The 18,030-nt window shown below is 68.8% G+C and carries 20 protein-coding genes; all 20 read left to right on the top strand.

Translation table 11 applies throughout. The annotated features are described in order from the left end of the window. The first annotated feature begins 274 nt into the window (after positions 1-274). The 20 genes from ACZ2HM_RS12100 to trbL all read left to right on the top strand — a co-directional run bounded on the left by ACZ2HM_RS12100 (position 275) and on the right by trbL (position 18,029). Positions 275-1,120, top strand: a complete 846-nt coding sequence (locus ACZ2HM_RS12100; RefSeq protein ID WP_159640277.1) for a DUF932 domain-containing protein — start codon at positions 275-277, stop codon at positions 1,118-1,120. 241 nt (positions 1,121-1,361) lie between these two features. Continuing rightward, positions 1,362-1,613 carry a helix-turn-helix domain-containing protein gene (locus ACZ2HM_RS12095; protein ID WP_159640280.1) on the top strand — a complete coding sequence of 84 codons (252 nt, stop codon included), beginning with the start codon at positions 1,362-1,364 and terminating at the stop codon, positions 1,611-1,613. A 139-nt stretch (positions 1,614-1,752) separates the two neighbouring features. Beyond that, entirely contained in the window at positions 1,753-2,016 is a 264-nt protein-coding gene (locus tag ACZ2HM_RS12090) for a DNA -binding domain-containing protein (RefSeq protein WP_159640283.1), read from the top strand. Positions 2,017-2,176: 160 nt separating this feature from the next. Beyond that, the gene (locus tag ACZ2HM_RS12085) at positions 2,177-2,953 is read left to right on the top strand and encodes a DUF2285 domain-containing protein (RefSeq protein WP_159640286.1); all 777 of its coding nucleotides are present in this window, start codon (positions 2,177-2,179) and stop codon (positions 2,951-2,953) included. A 120-nt stretch (positions 2,954-3,073) separates the two neighbouring features. Further along, positions 3,074-3,340: a helix-turn-helix transcriptional regulator gene (locus ACZ2HM_RS12080; protein ID WP_159640289.1), complete on the top strand. Its 267-nt coding sequence runs from the start codon at positions 3,074-3,076 to the stop codon at positions 3,338-3,340. A gap of 7 nt (positions 3,341-3,347) precedes the next feature. Then, positions 3,348-4,241: a replication initiator protein A gene (locus ACZ2HM_RS12075; RefSeq protein ID WP_159640292.1), complete on the top strand. Its 894-nt coding sequence runs from the start codon at positions 3,348-3,350 to the stop codon at positions 4,239-4,241. 271 nt (positions 4,242-4,512) lie between these two features. Next, positions 4,513-5,034, top strand: coding sequence for a DUF2840 domain-containing protein (locus ACZ2HM_RS12070; protein ID WP_159640295.1), 522 nt, complete (start codon positions 4,513-4,515; stop codon positions 5,032-5,034). Further along, entirely contained in the window at positions 5,031-5,609 is a 579-nt protein-coding gene (locus tag ACZ2HM_RS12065; protein ID WP_159640298.1) for a S26 family signal peptidase, read from the top strand. The genes ACZ2HM_RS12070 and ACZ2HM_RS12065 overlap by 4 nt, the downstream gene beginning before the upstream one ends. Beyond that, positions 5,590-5,922 carry a DUF736 domain-containing protein gene (locus ACZ2HM_RS12060; RefSeq protein WP_159640302.1) on the top strand — a complete coding sequence of 111 codons (333 nt, stop codon included), beginning with the start codon at positions 5,590-5,592 and terminating at the stop codon, positions 5,920-5,922. Before ACZ2HM_RS12065 ends, ACZ2HM_RS12060 begins: the two co-directional genes overlap by 20 nt. 3 nt (positions 5,923-5,925) lie before the next feature. Continuing rightward, entirely contained in the window at positions 5,926-6,816 is an 891-nt protein-coding gene (locus ACZ2HM_RS12055; protein ID WP_159640305.1) for a lytic transglycosylase domain-containing protein, read from the top strand. Between the two features lie 259 nt (positions 6,817-7,075). Further along, the gene (locus tag ACZ2HM_RS12050; protein ID WP_159640308.1) at positions 7,076-8,806 is read left to right on the top strand and encodes a relaxase/mobilization nuclease domain-containing protein; all 1,731 of its coding nucleotides are present in this window, start codon (positions 7,076-7,078) and stop codon (positions 8,804-8,806) included. Between the two features lie 180 nt (positions 8,807-8,986). Further along, entirely contained in the window at positions 8,987-11,017 is a 2,031-nt protein-coding gene (locus ACZ2HM_RS12045; protein WP_159640311.1) for a conjugal transfer protein TraG, read from the top strand. Continuing rightward, positions 11,014-11,433 carry a CopG family ribbon-helix-helix protein gene (locus tag ACZ2HM_RS12040; RefSeq protein ID WP_159640314.1) on the top strand — a complete coding sequence of 140 codons (420 nt, stop codon included), beginning with the start codon at positions 11,014-11,016 and terminating at the stop codon, positions 11,431-11,433. The genes ACZ2HM_RS12045 and ACZ2HM_RS12040 overlap by 4 nt, the downstream gene beginning before the upstream one ends. A gap of 140 nt (positions 11,434-11,573) precedes the next feature. Further along, positions 11,574-12,560: a P-type conjugative transfer ATPase TrbB gene (trbB, locus tag ACZ2HM_RS12035; protein ID WP_159640317.1), complete on the top strand. Its 987-nt coding sequence runs from the start codon at positions 11,574-11,576 to the stop codon at positions 12,558-12,560. Continuing rightward, the gene (locus ACZ2HM_RS12030; protein ID WP_159640320.1) at positions 12,557-12,892 is read left to right on the top strand and encodes a TrbC/VirB2 family type IV secretion system protein; all 336 of its coding nucleotides are present in this window, start codon (positions 12,557-12,559) and stop codon (positions 12,890-12,892) included. Before trbB ends, ACZ2HM_RS12030 begins: the two co-directional genes overlap by 4 nt. Continuing rightward, entirely contained in the window at positions 12,889-13,170 is a 282-nt protein-coding gene (locus ACZ2HM_RS12025) for a VirB3 family type IV secretion system protein (RefSeq protein ID WP_159640323.1), read from the top strand. Before ACZ2HM_RS12030 ends, ACZ2HM_RS12025 begins: the two co-directional genes overlap by 4 nt. Next, entirely contained in the window at positions 13,167-15,623 is a 2,457-nt protein-coding gene (gene trbE / locus ACZ2HM_RS12020; RefSeq protein ID WP_159640326.1) for a conjugal transfer protein TrbE, read from the top strand. The genes ACZ2HM_RS12025 and trbE overlap by 4 nt, the downstream gene beginning before the upstream one ends. After that, on the top strand, positions 15,620-16,336 hold the full coding sequence (gene trbJ, locus ACZ2HM_RS12015) for a P-type conjugative transfer protein TrbJ (RefSeq protein ID WP_159640329.1): 717 nt from the start codon (positions 15,620-15,622) through the stop codon (positions 16,334-16,336). Before trbE ends, trbJ begins: the two co-directional genes overlap by 4 nt. Before the next feature lie 8 nt (positions 16,337-16,344). Then, on the top strand, positions 16,345-16,647 hold the full coding sequence (trbK-alt, locus tag ACZ2HM_RS12010) for a putative entry exclusion protein TrbK-alt (protein ID WP_159640332.1): 303 nt from the start codon (positions 16,345-16,347) through the stop codon (positions 16,645-16,647). Continuing rightward, positions 16,644-18,029, top strand: coding sequence for a P-type conjugative transfer protein TrbL (gene trbL, locus ACZ2HM_RS12005; protein WP_159640335.1), 1,386 nt, complete (start codon positions 16,644-16,646; stop codon positions 18,027-18,029). The genes trbK-alt and trbL overlap by 4 nt, the downstream gene beginning before the upstream one ends. The last annotated feature ends 1 nt before the right edge of the window (position 18,030 follow it).

The raw sequence follows: 18,030 nt of genomic DNA, 5'->3' as shown, positions 1-18,030 counted from the left end.
ACGCCATCACAACCCCGAGCGCAAGGAGCGAGAATCCTTGTGCGCCGCAGACGCGGCGCGGGGTTGCTAAGGGCGTTGCCCTCGCGCCGGGCAAGGTAAGTGGAACCGTCCGGGGCGGTATCCCCAGCCTTCCGCGCTTCGCTTGTGCAGGCCGGGTGATCCCCCTCCGCCCCGGCCGCCCTTGCCCTTTGCTACCCCTGGCTCGCCGCCGGGCAGGGTTTCAGCGCGGCGCTTCCCGCTGCGCGGAAACCCAGACCCAAGGAAGGAAAGACCTATGAGCATCCATCACCTTGCTACCCGGTTCGGCCGCAACAGCCATCAGATCGGCGGCTATGAGGCGCTCGACAACGAGGCGCTGTATCGCCACGTCCCGTCCATCTTCGCCCGCGAGGCGCACGACAGCCGTTCCGAGCGGTATGTCTATGTCCCCACCATCGACATAGTGGAGGGGTTGCGCCGAGAAGGATGGTTCCCGTTCTTCGCGGTGCAGTCTGTCCCCCGCGACGGCAGCCGCCACGGCCACGCCAAGCACATGCTGCGCCTGCGCCGGGATGACGGCATCGGCAAGCCGGAGGCCGCCGAGGTCATCATCGTCAACAGCCATGACGGGACCAGCGCCTATCAGATGTTCGCCGGGATGCTGCGTTTCGTCTGCACCAATTCCATGATCGCAGGCGAGCGGTTCGAGGAGGTCCGCGTGCCGCACAAGGGCAATATCCAGCATGACATCATCGAGGGCGTTTACACCGTGGCCGAAGACTTCCCCCGGCTGATCGACGCCAGCGAGACGATGAAGGAGGTTCGGCTTTCCGAGGATGAGCAGCGCTTGCTAGGCGAGGTCAGCCTTGTCGCCCGCTACGGCGACGACGAAAGCCCGCTCACCCCCGAGCAGATCATCGAGCCACGCCGCTACGAGGATCGGGGCGATAGCCTGTGGACCACGTTCAACGTGATACAGGAGAACGTCATTCGGGGCGGATTGCATGGCCGCAAGCGCAACGCCGAGGGCCGTATCCGCCGCAGCCGTTCGCGTCCGATCAACGGCATCGACCAGAACGTGACGCTCAATCGCGCGCTCTGGACGCTGGCCGAGGGGATGCAGCGCCTCAAGACGGGTTGAACCCCATTGCCGCAGGGCTGGACCGTCCGGCCCTGCGGTTTCCCTTCCCATCGCCCGCATGACGCCGCCGATCCGTTCCCTCGGATCGGCGGCGGCCGCGCGTCCCGATGGTCCGCGCGGCCGCAGGGCGGGCTCGCCGGGCGAACGCCCGGCTCGCCGTTAGCCTATTCCCATTATACCAAGACGACTATAATAGTCGTTTTCATGGCGAATGGCGCGTGGGTTGTGGAGGTGATCGTGCATGATCACTTCCCGCCAGGTGCGGGCCGCTCGCGCACTTCTTGGTTGGACGCAGGAGATGCTTGCAGACGAGGCCCTTGTTGCTCTGACCGCGCTCAAGCGGCTCGAATCAGAGAACGAACTGCCTGTGCGCGAGGATACCCGGCATCAGGTGGCCAAGGCGCTGGAGGCGGCGGGGATCGTGTTTCTCGATTCGGATCGGGGCCAGGGCGTGCTGCTGGTGAGCAATGCTCAGGGCGAATCGCGAAAGTAACACGCCGTCACGCTCGCCGGATTATCCTGTCGTCATCATGGCGTCATAGCGAGCATGGTATGATTACTTCCCTCCATTATGGTGTATGTTCCGTAAATCGGCGCGTGCAGGAAGCAATAGTTGCAGACGGGACGAGGCGATGGCGATAGGCGCTTTCGAGGATCGCGCGCCCGACGCGCCGCATGTCACCGACTATGACGAGCGCCACCATCAAACCTATTGGCGCTTGCTCGATGCGGCGGCTGAAAACGCCGACTGGCGCGAGGCCGTCTGGATCATCTTCGGGATCGACCCGGCGGCCGAGCCGGAACGCGCGCGCATGGTCTATGACTCCCATCTCGCCCGCGCCCGATGGATGACCGAGACCGGCTACCGTCATTTCCTGCGTCCGTCCGGGTCGTAGAAGCCGATCCCGGCGACCCCGCGACCGCGCGGGAAAACCATCCAGAACGCTGACTTGAATCCGCTATGCGCCGGCCCGCTCGGCAGGGCTTCTCCACAGTCTCGGGCTTGAGAACATCTCCTGACGCGCTCCGCAGAGGGCCATGCTTGGGAGGATTTCGATGCCGCCTGAGAAGGACTGGCGCGCGCCCCCGGACGAGGCCGGGAACGACGCGCTTGCTTATTCCGACATCGCCATCGGCTATCTCCGCCGCAACCCCCGCTATCGCGCCGACTATTACCGTGCGCTCGGCCGCGTGAAGCGCGGCGCGATCACCGCCGACGAGGCGACCGCCGCCCTGGTGCGGCGCTGGGGCGTCAGTTTCCACGCCGCGCCAGCTTCCGCCTTCGATCCCAGGCTCGCGGTCGCGCAACCCGACCTGTCGCCGGCCAGTATCGTCCTGGCGCCCGCGCGCGCCGGTATCGGCGCCGAATGTCTCGACATGAAGGCGCTGGGCGACGTTCGCGCGCGGATCAGGATCGGCGACTTCCTGCACGTCATTCTCGCCGACAGCGATGGCGACGAGCATCTGTGCATGTGCGGCTCGTGCCAGGGACCAATGGCCGTGATGCTGCCGATCGGCCCCGATCCCTTCGCGCGCCTCGCATCCGCCGAGCGCCTGTGCCGCCGCCTGAACGGCATGGCGGCAGGCCCGCCGGCGCTGCGCCCGCCGCCCTACCGGCGCAGGCACCTTCTCACCCTCCTGCAAGTGCTCGACGGCCACCGTGCTGGCGCCACCCGCCGCGAGCTGGCCGCCGCGCTCATCGACGATGACGTGCGCGACTACAGCGCCGCCGAATGGGCCGACAGCCGCGAGCGCAAGCGCATCAACCGATGGATCGCCGAGGCCGTCGAGCTGCGCGACGGCGGCTACATCCGGCTGCTGCGCGGCGGCTGAGGGGGACATTTCCGACCCCCTTGCCGGCGTCCCTTCTTCGGCCGGGGGTGGTTTCGCCACCATCGCCTCCTGTCCGCCGGTCCCACTTTTCGGGGGCCGGCCATCATCAGGAGGATCATCATGGCCGAGCCTGTTGCCGCTGCCACGCCACGCTATCTCAAGACGCCCGATGCGGCGATCCATCTCGGTTTGTCGGCCCGGACGCTGGAAAAGCATCGCTGTTTCGGCACCGGCCCGGTGTTCCGCAGGCTCGGCGGCCGGATCGTCTATGCGATCGACGACCTTGACGCCTGGGCTGCGCTAGGCACGCGCCGCTCGACTTCCGATCCCGGCAATGGCGTGGTTCATCCGGCCAAGCGCCTGCCCAGCGATTGCGTGCGCCGCTGATCGTCACATGCGCACCGCACCCTCCCATTCCAGCCGGTCCAGCGTCGAGCGGACGCAGCTAGAGCTGTTCCGTTCCGTGCCCGGCGATCTTGCGCCGCGGGACGCGCAGGATTTGATGGCCTGGCCGTTCTTCAGCCTCGCCAAGACCAGGCGCGTCACACCCATCGACTTCCGCATGGGCGGGACATGGATCTCGGTCGAGGCCGTGCCCGAGCATGGCATGGCGACTATTTGGGACGCCGACGTGCTGATCTGGGCGGCGAGCCAGCTCATCGAGGCGCGTGACGCCGGGCGGCTGACCTCGCGCCTCATGGTGACGACGCCGCACGAGATTCTGGCGTTCACGCGGCGCGGGACCGGCAAGGCCAGCTACGAGCGCCTGAAGGCTGCGCTCGACCGGCTGCAATCCACCACCGTCGCCACCTCGATCCGGCAGCAGCATCAGCGCCGCCGCCATCGCTTCTCGTGGATCAACGAGTGGCGCGAGCTGGCGGACGGCAAAGGCCGGGCGCTCGGCATCGAGCTGATCCTGCCCGACTGGTTCTATGCCGGCGTGCTCGATCGCGCGCTCGTGCTGACGATCGACCGCTCTTATTTCGACCTGACCGGCGGGCTCGAACGCTGGCTCTACCGGATCGTGCGCAAGCATGGCGGCCGGCAGGAAGGCGGCTGGAGCTTCGACGTTCCGCACCTTCACGTCAAATCCGGCGTGCTCTCGCCGCTCCGCCGTTTCGCGTTCGAGCTGCGCGCCATCGTCGCCCGCCAACCGCTCCCCGGCTACGTCCTCACGCTCGAACACGCGCTCGGCCGCGACCGGCTGAACTTCGCTCCGATCCCCGTCGATCCACTCGACGCCGCCATGCGCCGCGTCGGCCTCAAGCCTGTGGAGAACTGGCCATGAGGTTCGGACTATCGGGAACGGCCGGATTCGGACCATCAGGAACGCCGGACACGGACTATCGGGAACGCGCGGGCTTCGCAAACCCGCAGAAATCCTCGCGGAATCGTCCCCCCTCTAACGGTGCTAATAGAAAAGAATCCTTCGGATTCTTGCTAACGGCGCGCGCGGCTGTGGACAGCGCGGCCCCGTTCGAGGGCTCGGCGCTCGCTCGACGGACGAGCCGCCGGCCTCGCACCGCACCCATCGCGACCCCCATCCCCGGAGACCTCCCATGATCGACGACCGGCCCCCGGCCGTGCGCGGCGGCGGCGCGTTCAGCGCGCTCGCCAGCGACGGCCTCACCCATGTCGAGCTGACCTGGATCGAGAAGAAGCTGGAGCACTGGATACGCTTCGGCCGCGTCGCCCAGGACCGCATCCTGACACGCCGAACCCGCGTCGTCGGCTTCCGTCCGGGCGCCGTCTTCGCGTTCGTCCGCTGGGCGTCGAACGACTTCGGCACGATCGTCTCGCGCATCGACGTGGTGCGCGCGGTCGCGGCGAACGAGTCCTATACGACGCTGCCGTTCGTGCGGCCGGGCGGCGACATCCTGCTCAAGATAGAGGGCTGGCCCAAAGTCCAGCAGGTGCTCGCTGCCATCGACGCGGTGGAGGCGGCCGGCGTCGATCCCTGCGACGCCGCGCCCGATCACTGGCGGCACATCCATAACCGCATCGCCGCCGGCCATCAGCCGCGCCTCTACACGGTCGAGCGTCATAGCGCCTGGCTCAAGCGCCGGGAGATCGAAGGATGACGCGCCGCCGCTATGTCATGGCGACGGCCTTCGTCGCCTTGGCCTTCGCCGTGTCGTTCGTCGTGATCGCCGTCGCCGATCCGCTCCCGCGCGTCATCTGGAACGCCAGCGCCAGCGCGCCGATCGGACTCTACCGCATCCATCCCGACCGCGACCCGCCCACCGGCGCGCTGGTCGCCGTCGCGCCGCCTGAACGGCTGGCGCGCTGGCTCTCGGCGCGCGGCTATCTGCCCGAGGGCCTGCCGCTCCTGAAGCATGTCGCAGCGAAAGCCGGGCAGCGCGTGTGCCGCAGCGGCGACGTGGTGAGCGTCGATGGTCAGCCCGTCGCCAGCGCCCGCGAGCGTGACGGCCGAGGCCGTCCGCTGCCGGTCTGGCAGGGCTGCCGGACGCTCGGCACGGGCGAACTGCTACTGCTCAATCCCGACCATCCCGACAGCCTGGACGGCCGCTATTTCGGCCCGCTTCCGGCCTCCGCCGTCATCGGCCGCGCGACGCCGCTGCACCTGCGCGCGCCGGCCGCACCGCCTTCACCCCCCAGCGAAAAGGAGATCGGCCATGCCGACCAATATCTTTGAACCCACCGGCGACGGCTATGCCGGGCGCACCCGGCTGTTCGGAATCAACGAGGCGATCGTGCTTGTTGCGCTCGATCCGACCGACACCGAGAACGCGCCTGACTATCGCATCCACCTCGACGACGAGGACGGCCCCGAAGTCGGCGGCGCGTGGAAACGGGTCGGCGAACGCGCCGGCAACTACATCGCGCTGGAGATCGACAGCCCGCTCTTTTCAGCGGTGTTCCGGCCCGTCCTGTTCCGCGCCGACGACGATGGGCGGACGTTCAGGCTGTCGTGGAAACGGCCCCGGCCGCGCGACGATTGGAGCTGATCGGTGTCCGTCCCGATCATCCCTTTGTTCGCGGAAAAGCCGTCTCATCCCTTCGTCCCGCTCGGTCGCAGGCCGGCCAGCGCGCACAGCGAAGGTCAAGGGCGGCCCCCGGCCGGCGCATCGCGCGCACCCTTTACCGGAGCGAGCACGCTGGCAGGCTGGCGGCGGAGCGGGGTCGGGGCGGCTGTCGGTCTGGCGGTCCTGCTGCTGGTCTCGCCGGGCGCGGCGCTGGCGCAGAACGCGCCGGCCGAGCGAGCGGCCGCGCGTCATCCTTATGCCGTTCATGTCACCGACGCGGCACGGCGCTTCGGCCTCCCCGAAGCGTGGATATGGGCCGTCATGCGCGTCGAGAGCAACCGCGACGCGCGCGCCGTTTCGTCTGCTGGCGCGCGGGGCCTCATGCAGATCATGCCCGCCACATGGACCGGGCTGCGCGCTCGCTATCGCTTCGGGCGCGATCCCTTCGACCCCCGCGACAACATCATGGCGGGCGCGGCTTACCTGCGCGAAATGCACGACCGCTACGGCAACGTGACGGCGATGCTGGCCGCCTACAACGCGGGACCGGGCCGCTATGACGAGCACCTGTCGCGCGGCCGTCCGTTGCCCGCCGAGACGCGCGCCTATCTCGCAAAGCTGGCGTCGATCACCGGCGGGGCGGGCGACACGCAGCTTGCCGCCGCGCCACCGTCCGATCCCTACGCCTGGCGTCGTGCGGCACTGTTCCCGGTGCGCGCGGACGCCGCTTCGGATCGCGGTGCGAGCGCCGAAAGCGGGGCCACGCCCACGCTGTCCGAACGTTCGCCGGCCGACCGCTCCTCCGTCGCGATGGCCGCCGTCGCCTCGCCTTCGCTCGGCCTGTTCGTCCCCCTGTCCGGCGAGCGGCCCCGATGAGCGGCCCCGGCGCGCTGTGGCGGGCTCCCTCGCAGCCTTTCGCAGCGTTGGAAGGGGGGAAGGCCCTGATTTTGCAGGGGGAAGGCCGAGGGCAAGATAAAGGGCGGCAATGTGCGAAGCCCATGCGCCCCGGTTGTGGCCTTGATTCTCAAGGCTTTCGGGCATTGCTGCGCAATGTGTGCGGATTGCCCGCACTGTGCGGCGCTGGCGAAACGCCAGCAGCCGCAAGGGTTTTCCGCACATTGCGGAGCGCCGCGCCATGAGCGGCGACGAGGATTTCCGCATCCGGCCTGGGCGCATCCGCTCGCGCGGCAGTCAGCGGGTGCTGCCCATCATCACCCAGGCGCTCGTCGCCGCGCAGCGGGCCGGCGGCCACGTCTCGCGCAGCGGCCGGATCATCGCGCCGGGCCGCTCGACCTTCGGGCGCGGCCGGGTCGCCAGCCTGCGCGCCACGCACCGGCTCGGCCACCGCTCGCGCCAGGTCGTCGTCAAGGCGCGCGTCGTCAAACATGGCGGCCGCGCCTCGCTCGCGGCTCACCTCAACTATCTGCAACGCGATGGCGTCACCCGCGACGGCGAGAAGGGCGTGCTGTTCGGCGCCGAGGCCGAGGGCCTCGACCGCAACGCCTTCGCCGCGACGTGCGAGAACGACCGGCACCATTTTCGCTTCATCGTCTCGCCCGAGGACGCGCCGCAGATGGGCGACCTCAAGACCTTCACACGCGAACTGATGACGCAGATGGAAAAGGATCTCGGCACCCGGCTCGATTGGCGGGCCGTCGAGCACTGGAACACCGACAATCCCCACGTCCACATCATCGTGCGCGGCGTCGGCGAGGACGGGCAGAACCTCGTCATCTCGCGCGACTATATCCGCGAAGGGATGCGCGCCGTCGCCCGCGAGATTGTCACCCGCGAGCTGGGGCTGCGCACCGACCTCGAAATCCGGGCGTCGCTGGTGCGCCAGGTCGAAGCCGAGCGCTGGACCGAGATCGACCGTGACCTGTCGCGCACCTTGCAGCGCGAGGGCATCATCGACATGGCGCCCGAACCGGGCGTGCGGCCGGACGGCGACCATGCGCTGCGGATGGGCCGGCTGCGCAAGCTGGAGGGCCTCGGCCTCGCCAGCGAGATCGCGCCGGGACAATGGACGCTCGCGGACGACGCCCAGGCGGCCCTGCGCGAGATGGGCAACCGCGACGACATCATCAAGCGGATGCACAAGGCCATGACCGATCGCGGCATCGACCGGGGCGCCGCCAGCTATGTGCTGGACCTCGACCCCGCCCAACCTGTCATCGGCAAGCTGGTCGATCGCGGCCTCCACGACGAGCTGACCGGCCGGGCCTATGCGATCGTGGACGGGATCGACGGGCGCACCCATCACGTCCAGCTTCCCAACATTGAGGCGACCGGCGATTGCCGGCCAGGCGCGATCGTCGAGCTGCGCCGCTTCGAGGACCGCAAGGGCCGGCAGCGCGTGGCGCTCGCCGTGCGCTCCGACATGGACCTCGACGCCCAGGTCCGCGCACCGGGAGCCACCTGGCTCGACCGCTGCAACCTCGCGAGCGACGGCCGCGATCTCGGCGGTGGCTTCGGGACCGAGGTGCGCGCCGCGATGGAAGCGCGCGCCGAGCATCTCGCCGACGAGGGCCTGGCGCGGCGGCAGGGCCAGCGCGTGATCTTCGCGCGGAACCTGCTCGACACGCTCAAGCGGCGCGAACTGGACGCCACCGCCAAGGCGCTGTCGGCCGAGACCGGCCTGCCGCACACGCCGTCCAAGGCCGGCGAATATGTCGCCGGCACCGTGCGCCAGCGCCTGACGCTCGCCTCGGGCCGCTTCGCGATGATCGACAACGGGCTGAGCTTCCAGCTCGTGCCCTGGTCCCCGTCGCTCGACAGTCAGATCGGCAAGCACATCTCCGGCGTCATGCGCGCGGGCGGCGGGGTGGATTGGTCGTTCGGACGCGGCCGGGGGCTGGGCCTGTAGGGCGGAGCGCAGAGACTCGGGCGGCGACCCGGCTATCGAGCGAATAGCGGTCGAGTAACGACGATCACGATCGGAAATATAGCAGGCAGAACTACGCTGCTCCCTGTCTTTCTACGCTAGACTTTCCCCCATGATAACAGTGACTTGATTTGGCGTCCGGCACGCATCGACTTCGATGCCATGTCGGCAACCAAAATCCTCTGGGGTCAGGTCTTCGCGGTCTTCCTGATCGTGCTCGCAGCCGTGTGGGCCGCGACGCAATGGACCGCCGCGGCGCTCGCCTATCAGCCCGAGCTTGGGGCGCCCTGGTTCATGCTCGGCGACTGGCCGATCTATCCGCCGCCGGCCTTCTTCTGGTGGTGGTTCTCCTTCGACGCCTACGCGCCGGAGATATTCCAGACCGGCGCCTTCATCGCCGTGTCGGGCGGGTTCGCCGCGATCGTCGTCGCCATCGGCATGTCGGTGTGGCGTGCGCGCGAGCTGAAGAACGCCGAGACCTATGGCTCGGCGCGCTGGGCCACCCGCGGCGAGATCGCCGCCGCCGGGCTGCTGGGCGACAGCGGCGTCATGCTCGGCCGGCTCGGGCGCGACTATCTGCGCCACGACGGCCCCGAACATGTGCTGTGCTTCGCGCCGACCCGGAGCGGCAAGGGCGTCGGCCTGGTCGTGCCGACGCTGCTCACCTGGCCGGGCTCGGCGATCGTGCATGACATCAAAGGCGAGAACTGGCAGCTCACCGCCGGCTTTCGCGCCCAGCACGCGCGGGTGCTGCTGTTCGATCCGACCAATGGCGCGTCGGCCGCCTACAATCCCCTGCTCGAAATCCGCAAGGGCGCCTGGGAAGTGCGCGACGTGCAGAACGTCGCCGACGTGCTGGTGGACCCGGAAGGTTCGCTGGAGAAGCGCAACCACTGGGAGAAGACCTCCCATGCCCTGTTGGTCGGCACGATCCTCCATGTCCTCTACGCCGAGGCCGACAAGACGCTGGCGGGCGTCGCCGCCTTCCTGTCCGACCCGCGCCGCCCGATCGAAAGCACCCTATGGGCGATGATGACGACGCCGCATTTGGGCGAGGCGGGCGTGCATCCCGTCGTCGCCTCGGCCGCGCGCGAACTGCTCAACAAATCGGCCAACGAACGATCGGGCGTGCTCTCGACCGCCATGTCGTTCCTCGGCCTCTATCGCGATCCCGTCGTCGCGCAGGTCACGCGCACCTGCGAGTGGCGGATAAAGGATCTGGTCGAGGGCGAGCTGCCGGTGACGCTCTACCTCGTCGTGCCGCCGTCCGACATCTCGCGCACCAAGCCGCTCATCCGCCTCATCCTCAACCAGATCGGCCGCCGGCTCACCGAAGACCTGAAGGCGCGGCAGTCGCGCTACCGGCTGCTCTTAATGCTCGACGAGTTTCCGGCGCTCGGCCGGCTCGACTTCTTCGAGAGCGCGCTGGCGTTCATGGCCGGCTACGGCATCCAGAGCTTCCTCATCGCCCAGAGCCTCAACCAGATCGAGAAGGCTTACGGGCCGAACAACGCGATCCTCGACAATTGCCATGTGCGCGTGTCGTTCGCCACCAACGACGAGCGCACCGCCAAGCGCATTTCGGACGCGCTCGGCACCGCCACCGAAATGCGGGCGATGAAGAACTACGCCGGCCACCGTCTCTCGCCCTGGCTCGGGCATTTGATGGTGTCGCGCTCCGAGACAGCCCGCCAGCTCCTCACCCCCGGCGAGATCATGCAGCTTCCGCCCGACGACGAGATCGTCATGGTCGCGGGCATCCCGCCGATCCGGGCGAAGAAGGTCCGCTACTTCAAGGACCGGCGGTTCACGCAGCGGGTGATGTCGCCGCCCGACAGCAATGTCGGCGGCGGCCCGCCGCGGCCCGACGACTGGAGCGGCCTGGCGCCAATCGAGGCGCCGCCGATGCCCGAGCCGATCGAGCATGACGCGCCGAAGAAGCCGAAGAAGAAAAAGGCCGCCAAGAAGGCGGATGCTGAGGACGATGCCGCCAATGCGGACCTGCTCCGCGAGCCGGCGCTGGAGCGCCATATCGACATTGCGCCGACGCCCCGGCCCGCGCCCGCCAATGAGTTCGAGCTGGATGAGCCCGACCCCGATAGCGATGCGGCACGGCAGGCGACGGTGCGCCGCCAGATGCAGCGCGTGGCCCGGCAGGCGTCGCTCGATCCCGATGACGGCATCGAGCTATGACGACCAAGACGCCGCTGTCGGTCTATCTCGACCCCGAGCTGATGCGCGCGCTCGCCGCCTATGCCGACCGGAGGGACAAGTCGCGCTCGCTGATCGCCGAGGCGGCCATCGCCTCCTTCCTGTCGCCCGACGCCGATGAGCAGCGCGAGGCCGCCATCGCCAAGCGGCTCGACAAGCTGGACCGGCGCATGACCCGGATGGAGCGCGATGTCGGGATCGGCGTCGAGATGATCGCGCTGTTCGTGCGCTTCTGGCTGTCGAACACGCCGCCGCCGCCCGAGAGCGAACGGGCCGCGATGCGCCGGCGAGGCGGCGACCGCTACGACGCCTTCATGGAGGCGCTCGGTCGCCGACTCGCAAAAGGTCCGAAGGTCAGACAAGAAATCGGCGAGGACTTTCCGCACCAAGAAGAATGAGCTGACTACGCCAGTTCTTGTATCTCTACGCCAGACTACGACGACCACATTTACTTGTTGAAGCACGGCATTTTCTGTCTCTCTTGATGTGCCCCTGACGCCGGGCGGCGGTTCGCCCGGCCCTCATCAGGGGCTTTTTCTTGACCGTCCACCCGATCCGTTCCGAGGCGAAGTCACGCGGCGCGCGGATGCTGCGCACGGCGCTGGGGCCGTCGATTGCGTCCTGGCTGGATGATCCCGCCGTGATCGAGGTGATGCTGAACCCGGACGGCCGGCTGTGGGTCGATCGGCTGGGCGAAGGGATTTCCGACACCGGCATGACGCTCGGCGCGGCGGATGGCGAGCGCATCATCCGTCTGGTGGCGCACCATGTTGGCGTCGAGGTTCACGCCCGGTCCCCGCGCGTCTCGGCCGAGCTGCCCGAAGGCGGCGAGCGGTTCGAGGGGCTGCTGCCGCCCGTCGTCGCCGCGCCCGCCTTCGCGATCCGCAAGCCCGCCGTCGCGGTGTTCACGCTCGACGACTATGCGGCGGCCGGGATCATGTTGCCGGCCGAGGCCGCGGCGCTGCGGACAGGCGTCACTGCCCGCGCCAACATCCTCGTCGCGGGCGGGACCGGCAGCGGCAAGACCACGCTGGTCAACGCGCTCCTGGCCGAAGTCGCCAAGACCTCCGACCGCATCGTCCTGATCGAAGACACGCGCGAGCTTCAGTGCGCCGCGCCCAACCTCGTCGCCATGCGGACCAAGGATGGCGTCGTCACGCTGTCCGATCTCGTGCGGTCCAGCCTGCGCCTGCGTCCCGACCGCATCCCGATCGGCGAGGTGCGCGGCGCCGAGGCGCTCGATCTCCTCAAGGCCTGGGGCACCGGACACCCCGGCGGTATCGGCACGATCCACGCCGGCACCGCGCTCGGCGCGCTGCGCCGCATGGAGCAGCTCATCCAGGAGGCCGTCGTCACGGTCCCGCGCGCGCTGCTCGCCGAGACCATCGACCTCATCGCCGTGCTCGTCCGCGACGGCCACGGCCGCCGCCTCGCCGAGCTGGCCCGCGTCGAAGGACTCGACGCCGCCACCGGCGACTACCGCCTCACGCCGCTCACCACCCCCCAGACCGGAGACCTGCCATGATCCATGCCTTGTCGCATGGCGCACGCCGCGCCATGCTCGCCGCCACCGCCAGCGTGATCGCGCTGACCATCTCGGCTCCCGCCCATGCGGGCGGATCGTCGATGCCGTGGGAAGCGCCGCTCCAGTCGATCCTCGAAAGCATCGAGGGGCCGGTGGCGAAGATCGTCGCGGTCATCATCATCATCGTGACCGGCCTGACCCTGGCGTTCGGCGATACGTCCGGCGGCTTCCGTCGGCTGATCCAGATCGTGTTCGGCCTCAGCATCGCGTTCGCAGCCAGTTCCTTCTTCCTCAGCTTCTTCAGCTTCGGCGGCGGAGCGCTGATCGCATGACCGGCGCGGCCGATCCCGTCGAGCCGATCGCGGGCTTTTATGCCCCGGTGCATCGGGCGCTGACCGAGCCGATCCTGCTCGGCGGCGCTCCGCGCGCGCTTGCCATCGTCAACGGCACGCTGGCGGGCGCGATCGGACTCGGCCTGCGCCTTTGGATCGCCGGCCTCGTCATCTGGGCGATCGGCCACGCGCTGTCGGTTTGGGCCGCGCGCCGCGATCCGCAGTTCGTGGACGTGGCCCGCCGACACCTCCGCTATCCGGCGTGGATGCGGCCATGATGTCCTTGCGCGAATACAGGAATCGCGCCGCCCACCTGGCCGACTTCCTGCCTTGGGCCGCCCTGGTCGGGACAAGCGTCGTGCTCAACAAGGACGGCAGCTTTCAAAGGACCGCGCGATTCCGTGGCCCCGATCTCGACAGCGCCACGCCCGCCGAGCTGGTCGCCACCACCGCGCGGCTGAACAATGCGCTGCGGCGGCTCGGTTCGGGCTGGGCGATCTTCGTCGAGGCGCAGCGCACACCCGCGCTCGACTACCCGAAATCGGCGTTCCCCGATCCCGTCTCGGCGCTGGTGGACATGGAGCGGCGCGAACAATTCCGCGAGGAAGGCGCCCACTTCGAGAGCGCCTATTATCTGACGCTCTTGTGGATGCCGCCGGCCGAGGAAGCCGCCCGTGCCGAAAGCTGGCTCTACGAGGGCCGGTCCACCACCGGCGTCGATCCGTGGGAGCTGCTCAAGGGCTTCGCTGATCGTAGCGACCGCGTTCTCAATCTGGTCGAGGGCTTCGTCCCCGAGGTCCGCTGGCTCGATGACGCCGAAACGCTGACCTACCTGCACAGCACGATCTCCACCCGGCGCCAGCGCGTGCGCGTCCCCGAGACGCCCATGCATCTCGACGCGCTGCTCGCCGACGAGCCGCTGACCGGCGGGCTGGAGCCGCGCCTGGGCGATCATCACCTCCGCACGCTCACCATCGTCGGATTCCCGAGCGTCACGTTTCCCGGCCTGCTCGACGAACTGAACCGGCTCGCCTTCGAGTATCGCTGGGCGACGCGGGCGATCATGCTCGACAAGACCGACGCGACCAAGCTGCTGACCAGGATCAGGCGGCAATGGTTTGCGAAACGCAAATCGGTCGCGGCCATCCTCAAGGAAGTCATGACCAACGAGGCGTCCACGCTGCTCGACAGCGACGCCTCGAACAAGGCGGCCGACGCCGACACCGCCCTGCAGGAGCTGGGCGCAGACTATGCCGGCATGGCCTACGTCACCGCGACGGTGACGGTGTGGGACCGCGATCCCGCCATTGCGGCCGAGAAGCTGCGGCTTGTCGAGAAGGTCATCCAGGGCCGCGACTTCACCGTCATCCCCGAGGGCATGAACGCGATCGAGGCATGGCTGGGGAGCCTGCCCGGCCACACCTACGCCAACGTCCGGCAACCGCCGATCTCCACCATCAATCTCGCCCACCTGATCCCTCTGTCAGCGGTATGGGCGGGGCCGGAACGGGACGAGCATTTCGGTGAACCCCCCTTGCTCTATGGCAGGACCGAAGGCTCGACCCCGTTCCGGTTTTCCCTTCACCCCGACGGCAGCGATGTCGGCCACACGCTGATCGTCGGGCCGACCGGCGCGGGCAAGTCGGTGCTGCTCGCGCTGATGGCGATGCAGTTCCGTCGCTACGAGAAGGCCCAGGTCTTCGCCTTCGACTTCGGCGGCTCGATCCGCGCCGCCGCCATCGCCTGCGGCGGAGACTGGCAGGATCTCGGCGGCGGATTGTCCGACGACAGCGATGGTGGTGTGCAGTTGCAGCCGCTCGCTCGGATCGACGATCCGGCCGAGCGCGCCTGGGCGGCCGAATGGCTGGCGGCGATCCTCGCCAGCGAAGGCGTCGCCGTCGATCCGCAAGCTAAAGAGCATATATGGTTGGCGCTGGGCTCCCTCGCCAGCGCGCCGCCGGCAGAACGGACGCTGACAGGGCTCGCGGTCCTGTTGCAGAGCCAGCATCTCAAGCAGGCGCTCGCGCCCTATTGCATCGGCGGGCCGTGGGGCCGGCTGCTCGACGCCGAGGCCGAGCGGCTGGGCGAAGCCGACATGCAAGCCTTCGAGACCGAGGGCCTGGTCGGCGCCGGCTCGGCCGCCGCGGTGCTCTCCTATCTGTTCCACCGGATCGAAGGGCGGCTGGACGGCTCGCCGACGCTCATCATCATCGACGAGGGCTGGCTGGTCCTCGATAGTCCGGACTTCGCCGCGCAGCTTCGCGAATGGCTGAAGACCTTGCGCAAGCGCAATGCCAGCGTCGTCTTCGCGACGCAGAGCCTCGCCGACATCGAGACGTCGAGCATCGCGCCGGCCATCATCGAATCCTGCCCGACGCGCATCTTCCTGCCGAATGAGCGCGCCGCCGAGCCGCAGATCGCGGTGATCTATGAGCGGTTCGGGCTCAATGCCCGACAGATCGAAATCCTCAGCCGGGCGACACCCAAGAGGGATTATTACTGTCAAAGCAGGCGCGGCAATCGCCTGTTCGAACTGGGGCTGGGTGAGGTCGCGCTGACCTTCGCCGCCGCGTCGTCGAAGACCGACCAGCTCGCCATCACCGACATCATCGAGACCTACGGCCAAGCCGGGTTCGCGGCCGAATGGCTGCGCCATCGCGGCTGCGCCTGGGCCGTCGAGCTTCTTCCCCCCGATCCCCAACGCCAACCTCAGCAGGAGCTACCTCTATGACCGGATTCCCCCTGCGCCGCGCCATCCTGGCCGGCGTCCTCGCCAGCGCGGCCGTCGTGCCGATGATCGCGCCCATGCCGGCCTACGCGCAGTTCGGCGGCATCGTCTATGACCCGACCAACTACGCGCAGAACGTGCTGACGGCCGCCCGGTCGCTTCAGCAGATCAACAATCAGATCCAGCAAATCCAGCAGCAGGCGACGAGCCTCATCAACGAGGCGCGCAACCTCGCCAGCTTGCCGCTCTCGACGGTGAGCACGCTTCAGCAGCAGATTCAGCAGACGCAGCAACTGCTCGGCCAGGCGCAGCGCATCGCCTACGACGTGCAGGACATCCAGCAGGCGTTCAACGGCCGCTACAAGGGCGCGGCGCTGACCGGCGATCACGCGCAGATGGTCGCCAACGCCAATGCCCGCTGGGAGGATAGCGTCGGCGCCTTTCAGGACGCCTTGCAGGTGCAGGCCGGCGTCGTCGGCAACATCGAAAGCGCCCGCACCACGATGGACAGCCTGGTCTCGGCCAGCCAGTCCGCGACCGGCGCGCTCCAGGCGACGCAGGCGGGCAACCAGCTCCTCGCGCTGCAATCGCAGCAGCTCGCCGACCTGACCGCCGCCGTGGCGGCGCAGGGCCGGGCGCAGGCGCTGCAATCCGCCCGCCAGGCGGCCGAGGAGGCCGAGGGGCGCGAGCGGTTCCGCCGCTTCATGGGCAACTGAGACGCCCAATGCCGCGCACGGCGAAGATCGCGGGGGTGGCGGCGCTGGCCGGGCTGATGATGACGGTGGCGATCGCCGCCGCCGTCCAGCCCGATGAGCCTGCGCCCGCGCCGCCGCTTGTCCTGTCGGCGGACGATGGCCAGGCCAGGCTCGCCCGCGAGCTGGATCGCTGCGCCTCGCTCACCATGCCGGACAGCGGCTGCGAGGCGGCCTGGGCCGCCAACCGCCGCCGCTTCTTCCGCCAGGACGAGCCCGCGCCCGAGATCGAGCGCGGCGGCGACACGGCGCCGGATGAAGGCGCCGCGCCATGAACGACACCGGCGTTATCGACAATTTCCTCAATGTCTTCACCGGCTACATCGACAGCGGATTCGGGCTGCTCGGCGGTGAGGTCGCGTTCCTCTCGACCACGCTGATCGCCATCGACGTGACGCTCGCCGGCCTGTTCTGGGCCTGGGGTGCGGACGAGGACGTGCTTCAGCGCCTCGTCAAGAAGACGCTCTACATCGGCACTTTCGCTTTCATCATCGGCAATTTCGCGCTGCTCGCGACCATCGTGTTCGAGAGCTTCGCCGGGCTCGGCCTCCAGGCCAGCGGCGGGGCGATGACGATCGACGAGTTCATGAAGCCCGGCACGATCGCGGCGAAGGGGCTCGAAGCCGCCAAGCCGCTGCTCGATGCGGCGGGGCAGTTCTCCAGCCTTTGGGCTGTGTTCTCGAACCTCGCGCTGATCCTCGTGCTGCTGCTCGCCTGGGTGATCGTGGTGCTCGCCTTCTTCATCATCGCCGTGCAGGTCTTCATCACGCTGATCGAGTTCAAGCTGGTGACGCTCGCCGGCTTCGTCCTGCTGCCCTTCGCCTTTTTCAACAAGACCGCGTTCATGGCCGAGAAGGTGCTGGGCCATGTCGTCTCGACCGGCATCAAGGTGCTGGTGCTTGCGGTCATTACCGGCATCGGCACCACCCTGTTCAGCCAGTTCACCGGCGCGGCCCTCGGCCCCGCGCCCGACATCAATCAGGTCATGGCCATCGCGCTCGCCGCGCTGTCGCTCCTGGGCCTGTCGATCTTCGGTCCTGGCATTGCGAACGGCATCGTCTCGGGCGGCCCGCAGCTCGGCGCGGGTGCGGCGGCCGGGACCGCGCTGGCAGCAGGCGGCGCGCTGGTCGGTGGCGCAGCCGCCGCACGGCTTGGCGTCGGGGCCGCCGGCTCCGCGCTCGGCACGGCCGGTCGGATGACAGGCGCCGCCGCGCGTGGCGGCGCTCAGATGGCTGGCGGTGCGACCAGCGCCTACAGCCTCGGCTCGCTGGGCAAGAGCGGCGCGGGCGCTGTCGCGGGCGGCATGGCCGCGGTCGGCCAGGCGGCGGCGGGAAGCGCGGCGAGCGCCGTCCTTTCACCGCTGCGCGCGGCCGCCGCCAAGGGCGGCGCGGCAATGAAGTCCAACTTCCGCTCCGGCGCCCGTGCCGGGTTCACCGCCACCGGCGGCACGATCACCGGCGGACCCGCGCCCGCCGGCCCGGCCGCCGCAACCGCTGGCGGTTCCGCATCGACCGGCTCGTCGGCCCAGCCTCAATGGGCCGCCGCGATGAAACGCCGCCAGGCCGTCAGCCACGGCGCGACCGTCCTCGCCCACACCATGAAGGCCGGCGACAGCCACGGCGGCGGAGCCGGTCCCGACATCAAAGAGAAGGACTGAC

This window comes from Sphingobium sp. KKT206 (assembly GCF_055640555.1).
Note: the sequence above shows the minus strand (reverse complement) of the source record. Positions and strands in the feature narration are given on the sequence as shown.

What these genes read in the sequence shown, in the direction of transcription:
- trbE (WP_159640326.1), top strand. Translation starts at nt 13,167, where the DNA reads ATGATGTCCTTGCGCGAATACAGGAATCGCGCCGCCCACCTGGCCGAC.
- ACZ2HM_RS12080 (WP_159640289.1), top strand. Translation starts at nt 3,074, where the DNA reads ATGGCCGAGCCTGTTGCCGCTGCCACGCCACGCTATCTCAAGACGCCC.
- trbJ (WP_159640329.1), top strand. Translation starts at nt 15,620, where the DNA reads ATGACCGGATTCCCCCTGCGCCGCGCCATCCTGGCCGGCGTCCTCGCC.
- ACZ2HM_RS12030 (WP_159640320.1), top strand. Translation starts at nt 12,557, where the DNA reads ATGATCCATGCCTTGTCGCATGGCGCACGCCGCGCCATGCTCGCCGCC.
- ACZ2HM_RS12040 (WP_159640314.1), top strand. Translation starts at nt 11,014, where the DNA reads ATGACGACCAAGACGCCGCTGTCGGTCTATCTCGACCCCGAGCTGATG.
- trbK-alt (WP_159640332.1), top strand. Translation starts at nt 16,345, where the DNA reads ATGCCGCGCACGGCGAAGATCGCGGGGGTGGCGGCGCTGGCCGGGCTG.
- ACZ2HM_RS12060 (WP_159640302.1), top strand. Translation starts at nt 5,590, where the DNA reads ATGCCGACCAATATCTTTGAACCCACCGGCGACGGCTATGCCGGGCGC.
- ACZ2HM_RS12025 (WP_159640323.1), top strand. Translation starts at nt 12,889, where the DNA reads ATGACCGGCGCGGCCGATCCCGTCGAGCCGATCGCGGGCTTTTATGCC.
- trbL (WP_159640335.1), top strand. Translation starts at nt 16,644, where the DNA reads ATGAACGACACCGGCGTTATCGACAATTTCCTCAATGTCTTCACCGGC.
- ACZ2HM_RS12045 (WP_159640311.1), top strand. Translation starts at nt 8,987, where the DNA reads ATGTCGGCAACCAAAATCCTCTGGGGTCAGGTCTTCGCGGTCTTCCTG.
- ACZ2HM_RS12050 (WP_159640308.1), top strand. Translation starts at nt 7,076, where the DNA reads ATGAGCGGCGACGAGGATTTCCGCATCCGGCCTGGGCGCATCCGCTCG.
- ACZ2HM_RS12085 (WP_159640286.1), top strand. Translation starts at nt 2,177, where the DNA reads ATGCCGCCTGAGAAGGACTGGCGCGCGCCCCCGGACGAGGCCGGGAAC.
- ACZ2HM_RS12100 (WP_159640277.1), top strand. Translation starts at nt 275, where the DNA reads ATGAGCATCCATCACCTTGCTACCCGGTTCGGCCGCAACAGCCATCAG.
- ACZ2HM_RS12070 (WP_159640295.1), top strand. Translation starts at nt 4,513, where the DNA reads ATGATCGACGACCGGCCCCCGGCCGTGCGCGGCGGCGGCGCGTTCAGC.
- ACZ2HM_RS12095 (WP_159640280.1), top strand. Translation starts at nt 1,362, where the DNA reads ATGATCACTTCCCGCCAGGTGCGGGCCGCTCGCGCACTTCTTGGTTGG.
- ACZ2HM_RS12090 (WP_159640283.1), top strand. Translation starts at nt 1,753, where the DNA reads ATGGCGATAGGCGCTTTCGAGGATCGCGCGCCCGACGCGCCGCATGTC.
- ACZ2HM_RS12065 (WP_159640298.1), top strand. Translation starts at nt 5,031, where the DNA reads ATGACGCGCCGCCGCTATGTCATGGCGACGGCCTTCGTCGCCTTGGCC.
- ACZ2HM_RS12075 (WP_159640292.1), top strand. Translation starts at nt 3,348, where the DNA reads ATGCGCACCGCACCCTCCCATTCCAGCCGGTCCAGCGTCGAGCGGACG.